The organism is Streptomyces sp. NPDC025784, assembly GCF_055558435.1.
Window position 1 is genome coordinate 1 of the sequence record NZ_JBVHMN010000053.1, and the last position, 1,264, is coordinate 1,264.

1 rRNA gene is annotated in these 1,264 nt (G+C 57.5%); it reads right to left on the minus strand.

The features are described from left to right. Nucleotides 1-1,264 (minus strand): 23S ribosomal RNA (locus ACZ4IF_RS44570); the annotation flags it as partial.

A 1,264-nucleotide genomic window follows, 5' to 3' on the forward strand; every position in this document is an offset into this window, starting at 1 on the left:
CTTCTCCCGAAGTTACGGGGGCATTTTGCCGAGTTCCTTAACCATAGTTCACCCGAACGCCTCGGTATTCTCTACCTGACCACCTGAGTCGGTTTAGGGTACGGGCCGCCATGAAACTCGCTAGAGGCTTTTCTCGACAGCATAGGATCATCCACTTCACCACAATCGGCTCGGCATCAGGTCTCAGACACATGTCAGGCGGATTTGCCTACCTGACGTCCTACACCCTTACCCCGGGACAACCACCGCCCGGGATGGACTACCTTCCTGCGTCACCCCATCACTCACCTACTACAGGTCTGGTCCGTCGGCTCCACCACTCCCCTTTGCCCGAAGGCTCCGGGGCGGCTTCACGGACTTAGCATCGCCTGGTTCGATGTTTGACGCTTCACAGCGGGTACCGGAATATCAACCGGTTATCCATCGACTACGCCTGTCGGCCTCGCCTTAGGTCCCGACTTACCCTGGGCAGATCAGCTTGACCCAGGAACCCTTAGTCAATCGGCGCACACGTTTCTCACGTGTGTATCGCTACTCATGCCTGCATTCTCACTCGTGAACCGTCCACCACTGCCTTCCGGCGCGGCTTCACCCGGCACACGACGCTCCCCTACCCATCACAGCGGGCGTTGGCCCTCTTGCTGCAATGACACGACTTCGGCGGTACGCTTGAGCCCCGCTACATTGTCGGCGCGGAATCACTAGACCAGTGAGCTATTACGCACTCTTTCAAGGGTGGCTGCTTCTAAGCCAACCTCCTGGTTGTCTGTGCGACTCCACATCCTTTCCCACTTAGCGTACGCTTAGGGGCCTTAGTCGATGCTCTGGGCTGTTTCCCTCTCGACCATGGAGCTTATCCCCCACAGTCTCACTGCCGCGCTCTCACTTACCGGCATTCGGAGTTTGGCTAAGGTCAGTAACCCGGTAGGGCCCATCGCCTATCCAGTGCTCTACCTCCGGCAAGAAACACACGACGCTGCACCTAAATGCATTTCGGGGAGAACCAGCTATCACGGAGTTTGATTGGCCTTTCACCCCTAACCACAGGTCATCCCCCAGGTTTTCAACCCTGGTGGGTTCGGTCCTCCACGACCTCTTACAGCCGCTTCAACCTGCCCATGGCTAGATCACTCCGCTTCGGGTCTTGAGCGCGCTACTAAATCGCCCTATTCGGACTCGCTTTCGCTACGGCTTCCCCACACGGGTTAACCTCGCAACACACCGCAAACTCGCAGGCTCATTCTTCAAAAGGCACGCAGTCACG